We start from the raw sequence: 5,210 nt of genomic DNA on the forward strand, positions 1-5,210 counted from the left end.
AGGGCTCGATGAACTCCCACTCCACATCCGTCAATTGCACTCGCGTCACGCAAAACGATCTACCGGATCGGACCCCGAAACGAGGGCGGATCCCGCAGATTGATCACAACCAAATACACGCCCTAGTGCGTCCACGATCGCGACCATGCGGGGGCGAGACGTGCGCCCAGCGACTGCCCGCCAAGCCGCGACACGCCTCGAACGCGAGGCCGTCATCATCCGCCAGTGGGCGCGCCGCTACTCCGCACGCGTCCTCGGCCGCGCCGGCCGCGAGGTTGTCTACGACTACGACGACGTCGCCACAATTGAGGGCTGCATCTGGCGCGGCGACCCCGCCCCCCGACCGGCGAAGCGCGTGACGAGCTTCGCGCGCAGCTCTGCTCTGCCGCGTGACGGTTCTCTGGTCTGAGACGGGAGCGAACGGCGCAAGCACCGCCTGGCCGCTGATGCAGGGCGATGATCTCGTTGCCCGCTGCGCGTCACCCCGAGTGTTGGTCACACCGGTCAGTGCACGCGTACAACGCGAAGGAGATCCCGGCCGTCCTGACGGGACGGGCGGGACCTCCCTTTGCCAGGCTCAGAGGCTCTGGCCTGGATTGGCCGGCAGGTAGAAGTTCCAGCTGCCACCGCCGTCGTGCGCTCCGCCAGCGGGACAGACCCCGTTCGTAGGCGCCCCATTCCACCAGAGGCCGAAGCATTTACGGCAGTGCCGCCAGTTGTCTTGCTTGGTCGTGTCAGCCATCGCGTCTCCCTTAGGGTCAGCGACGTGATGCGAGAATGCTCACGTCCACACAGCCAGCGTCAGCCTCGGCGAGAGATTCTTCATGAGTAGCCCCCTACTCAAATGGCTGAGCAGCGCCTCGTCAGAGGCACCCGCTCCCTTGCGTGAGAGGGAGAAGCTGGACGTTCTTTGGAAGATCGTATTTCTGTTCCCAAGCCTCGACGTCATCGCGGCTGCGCCGCGCCGCCTGAGTAGGAAGGGCCCTTCGTGAAACTTCCGAAGAGCAAGCGCATCGTCGGCGCCGAGTCCGTCCTCCTCACGTGCAGCCCTGGTTGAGGAACTCGATCAAATGTCAGGACGCTGTAAGCAGGATGACCCGCGGCATCAATTCTTACGTTGCAGTCCTATGGCGGGAGCCGAGCCCGGCGGCACCACGCACGCCGCCGAGCGTCTTCTCAGCCCCTCGTCTCTTGATAGGTCAGCCAGGCGCGACCCGCCTCAGCCGTTCGAGCGTGAGCGTCGCGAACCTCCTTTGGGCCGTACCGGGCCTGGTATTCACGGAACAGCGTCCACGCCGCCGCGATGCCCACCACGGCCGGACGGGGCGCTTCCCACCACGGTGGGAGTGTGGACAGCAGCCCGTCAACCTCGACTGGATTGTGCCCGGCCTCGACGAGGCGGGGCGCGAACAGGGCGGCGTCCAGCCAGTCCGCGCCGCGCGCCGCGAACGACCAATCCACGACCTTGACTCGCTGACCGGAGATGAGGAGGTTGTTTGCGGACAGGTCGTAGTGCAGGAGCGTGTTCCCGCGCAGGTGCGCCGGATCGAGGCACTCGAACGCCGCCTCGTACAGCTCCCGGTTGGGCAGGTTCGGCTTGTCGGCTCCGACATCGACAGGGGATCTCTGCACCATACGTACACAGCAGCCCAGCCGAATCGCCACCAGCGAAAGCTAGGATCACGCGGTGGACACAACCACCGATCTTCCTGATGCGTCTCGCCGGCGCGCTCCCATGAACGTCAGCGGCAGGGGCTGGGCGATGTTCGCCGTATTGCTGGGGCTCGGAACGATTTATGCGACAAGTGTTCCCGGGTGGCATTTCGCGTGGCTCATGCTTGCCGGCGTCGGTTGGCTGTTGTTCGGCGTCACCTGGCTGATCGTGCTGGGTGTCGTCCTTCTCAGGCGGGGAAGGCTGGTCGCATTGCGTCATAACTGGACGTTCTGGGCCGTGCCGCCCCTGGTCGTGGCGTTGGTCGGCTCATTGGTCTACGTCGGTGCGCCGGTCAGGATGCGTTTCGAGTTGTCACGCGGCAGCCTCGACCACTTTGCGCAGACGGTTTCAGAGGGGACAGCGCCGGGGAAGCGGAATTGGATCGGCCTGTATCCCGTCGAGGGCCTTGAAAAAGCCCCCCGGGCCTTCGGCTTCATGATCGAGGACACGGGCTTCTTCGGAAGTTACGGCTTCGCCTGGAGTGCCAATGGCGAGCCGGACATCGACGCGCCAGGCTACTACCGCCACTTCGACGGCCAATGGTACATCTGGATCGACGATTGATGGACGACGTTCGATTCCCCTCGTCGGCTCTGCAACCATAAGGCCCCTGAACAGGCGTTACGCCGTCAGGGGTCTTCTGGTTTCGATCTTCAGCCTGTTTCCCAGGTGGCCGCCGTTGCCACGCGCCGGCTTCGAGACGCCGAGCGCTCAGACCTGTTCGAAGTGGAACGATTTTATGAAGCAGTCACGGGGCTGAGCGACTGCGAAGAGGATGCACTCCACGAGCGACTGTGAGGTGAGGGCGTCCTTGGCTTCCCGCGGCGTGGAGTTCCACTCCTCAACGAGGGGATCGGTGTTGTCGAAGTCGGGCGGGTAGAGCGATATCACGCGGACTCCCTGGGGCCGCAGGCGCTTGGAGAGAATCTCGGTGAAACCGGCTTGGGCGCTCTTGGCCGCGTAGAAGGCGTCGTGCGCGTCCGAGCGGTGATGTCCGGCTGTTCCGCAGGCGGAGACCATCGTCACCACATCCGGCTTGTTCGAGTTGAGCAGGAGCGGCAGGAAGCTCTTCACGGTCAGGACTGTGCCCGTTGCGCCGGATGCGATGGTGTCGACGACATCGGCGTCGGAGGCTGACTGGAGGTCCGGCCCTTCGAGATAACGCGAGCCGTTGTTGATCAGGATGTCGACGCGGTCGGTGTGCTGGGTGACGGCGGATGCGAAGTCGCGGATCGAGGCGGGATCCGTCAGGTCGCAGGCGTGGGCGTGGACCTGCCGATGGCCTCGGGCGCGGATCTCGTCGCGGACACGCTCAGCGGCGGCGAGGCTGCGTGCGGACAGGAAGACCTCCGCGCCGAGGTCTGCGAGCCGGATGGCCAGGGTTCGCCCGAAGTCGCGGCCGGCAGCCGTGATGACAACGCGATGGTCGTCGAATCGCATGGTTCGCTCCTTACATGCGTGATCTTCAGTTCAGCCGTGCATCCGCTTGCCCAAGGCGGTCTCGTAGGCACGCATCGTCCGCACGATCGTGGCGCGTTCGGCCGGCGTTAGGTCGGCCAGGACCTCCGTCCACGCCAGCGCGCTGCCCGCCAGCCACTCGCGGATCGGCTCGACATACTGCGGTGCGATCGCGACGACCCGCCGTCGCCGGTCGGCATCGTCCTCTTCCCGCGTCAGGACACCGCGGCGAGACAGGTCACCCACCATGAGGCTGACGGTCGTCGGAGCGATCTCCAGCCGCTCCGCCAGCTGGCTCACCGTGAGAGAACCGTCGTACTGCAGGTAGGCCAGCAGTGACAGGTGGCGGGGCGCGAGATCGAGTGTCCGCAGCGCCTCCGGGACGGGTAGCCGCTTGGCTCGCCCGACGAGCCTGGGCATCAGCAGCAGCATGGACCGCACCGCCTGGTCGGTGGTCATGCCGTCCGCGTTGTTGACCATCTGGCACCTCACCAATTACCTTTGACATTAAAGCTAATTTGATAGTAAACAGGAGGTCTACCATGCCACATCTGACGGTCCGAGTCCTGGAGCCGCAGCTCCAGGGCAACGAATCGGCCCTCATCGCCGCGCTGACCGACGCGGTGGTCGACGTATACGGCGAGTGGGCGCGCGACGTCGCGGTGATCCACCTCGAAGGCGTGCCCGCCGGACGGTGGGGCCTGCGGGGCAAGCCGGCCGAGGAGGCCCCACCCGCGATCATGTTCGGCATCCGGGAGGCGGCTTTCACCCGTCCCGACAGCCGCGAGCTCGTTGCCAAGCTCGTGCGAACCGTCACCGACGCCGTCGCCGACGTCCTCGGAGCGCACTTGCGCGACACCATCACGGTCGAGCTCGTCGCCACCCCAGCCGGCCGCACTGCGGTCGGAGGTGTGATCGTCGACAGCTGACCGTTTCCCGTACATGAGTGATCTCAGCGGAGATCTCGTGGATCGATATCGAGAAGCTCCAGGAGGCGGAGCTGGAGTCTGAGAGCCTGCTGACAAAGGGATTTGGCGTCGGGGCTCGGGTCAGAAGAGTGCCGGGGTGTGGTCATGGTTGGGCTGTTGACCCGTGAACGGGAGCGGGCTCCCGGTAGCTGAGATGGTGTCTAAGCAGCTCAGCGGCCAGGAGCCCGTGGTTGTCTGTCTACACGCCCGCGGCCGTGAACGCCAGCGGTTGCGCCTCACCGGGATGCGCATGTCGCGGCCGGAAACCGGCATACCCCTCCGATCTGACCGATGGCGAGTGGTTGGTGCTGGAGGGCGAGGCACGCGGTGTGATGGCCGAGTTGGTCGCGGTCGCGGGCCGGCCGATGGTGCACGGCCTGCGAGCTGTGCTGGACGGGATCGGCTATGTGACCCGGTACGGGATCGAGTGGCGGGCCCTGCCGGTCGACTTCCCGCCGCATGAGGCGGTGTATGCGTTCTTCCTGCGCTGGTCGCGGCGTGGTCTGCCCGAACGGCTGGCCGGCCGGTTGCGCGGGCGGCTGCGTGTCCTGGCCGGCCGGCGTGAGCTGCCGACGGCTGGGTGTGTCGACTCCCAGACGGTCCGGGCGGCCGAGACCGTCGGGGCGGCGGCCTGCGGGTACGACGCGGGCAAGAAGCTGAAGGGGCAGAAGCGGCACGTCGTGGTGGACACCCTCGGGCTGCTGTTGTGCGTGATGGTCACCGCCGCGTCGGTGCAGGACCGCGACGGCGCGCATCCGGTCCTGGCGCTGCTGCGCGAGAAGTTCTCCACCATCGGCCTGCTCTGGGCCGACGGCGGCTACGCCGGACGGCTGCTCACCTGGGCCAGGCAGGTCCTCGGCCTGGCCGTCACGATCGTCAAGCGCAGCGACGACCTGCGCGGCTTCGTGGGTGCTGCCCCGCCGGTGGGTGGTGGAAAGAACGTTGTGCGCCGCGAGGCGCTCTGTTGCATCCCCGGCATAGCCGGGAGGGACTTGGAGGGAGGTTCCTGGGTCGAATGACTGACCTGGATCCGAAAGGTGAAGGGGACAACAGCATGTCAGGAAACCCGG

General features: G+C 66.1%; 7 protein-coding genes. 4 read left to right on the forward strand and 3 right to left on the reverse strand.

The genetic code is table 11. From position 1 onward, the window contains the following. The first annotated feature begins 145 nt into the window (after positions 1-145). Positions 146-409, forward strand: a complete 264-nt coding sequence (locus tag ACBJ32_RS59205) for a hypothetical protein (protein ID WP_375134376.1) — start codon at positions 146-148, stop codon at positions 407-409. A 767-nt stretch (positions 410-1,176) separates the two neighbouring features. On the opposite strand, the gene ACBJ32_RS59210 is transcribed toward ACBJ32_RS59205, so the two are convergent. Then, positions 1,177-1,665, reverse strand: a complete 489-nt coding sequence (locus ACBJ32_RS59210; RefSeq protein ID WP_375134377.1) for a hypothetical protein — start codon at positions 1,663-1,665, stop codon at positions 1,177-1,179. Positions 1,666-1,687: 22 nt separating this feature from the next. Here ACBJ32_RS59210 and ACBJ32_RS59215 point away from each other — a divergent pair, with 22 nt between their 5' ends. After that, positions 1,688-2,278, forward strand: coding sequence for a hypothetical protein (locus ACBJ32_RS59215; RefSeq protein ID WP_375134378.1), 591 nt, complete (start codon positions 1,688-1,690; stop codon positions 2,276-2,278). A 147-nt stretch (positions 2,279-2,425) separates the two neighbouring features. Here the strand turns inward: ACBJ32_RS59215 and ACBJ32_RS59220 are convergent, their stop codons facing one another. After that, positions 2,426-3,154 (reverse strand): SDR family oxidoreductase, encoded by a 729-nt coding sequence (locus tag ACBJ32_RS59220; protein WP_375134379.1) that lies wholly within the window; start codon positions 3,152-3,154, stop codon positions 2,426-2,428. Positions 3,155-3,184: 30 nt separating this feature from the next. Continuing rightward, positions 3,185-3,652: a MarR family winged helix-turn-helix transcriptional regulator gene (locus ACBJ32_RS59225; protein ID WP_375134380.1), complete on the reverse strand. Its 468-nt coding sequence runs from the start codon at positions 3,650-3,652 to the stop codon at positions 3,185-3,187. Between the two features lie 62 nt (positions 3,653-3,714). Here ACBJ32_RS59225 and ACBJ32_RS59230 point away from each other — a divergent pair, with 62 nt between their 5' ends. Both ACBJ32_RS59230 and ACBJ32_RS59235 read left to right on the forward strand, forming a co-directional pair. After that, complete coding sequence (locus ACBJ32_RS59230; protein WP_375134381.1) at positions 3,715-4,101, forward strand: 4-oxalocrotonate tautomerase family protein; 387 nt, start codon at positions 3,715-3,717, stop codon at positions 4,099-4,101. 254 nt (positions 4,102-4,355) lie between these two features. Then, positions 4,356-5,159, forward strand: coding sequence for an IS5 family transposase (locus ACBJ32_RS59235; RefSeq protein WP_375134382.1), 804 nt, complete (start codon positions 4,356-4,358; stop codon positions 5,157-5,159). Positions 5,160-5,210 lie beyond the last annotated feature (51 nt).

It is taken from the genome of Nonomuraea sp. GTA35 (genome assembly GCF_041950525.1).
Taxonomy (GTDB): Bacteria; Actinomycetota; Actinomycetes; order Streptosporangiales; family Streptosporangiaceae; genus Nonomuraea.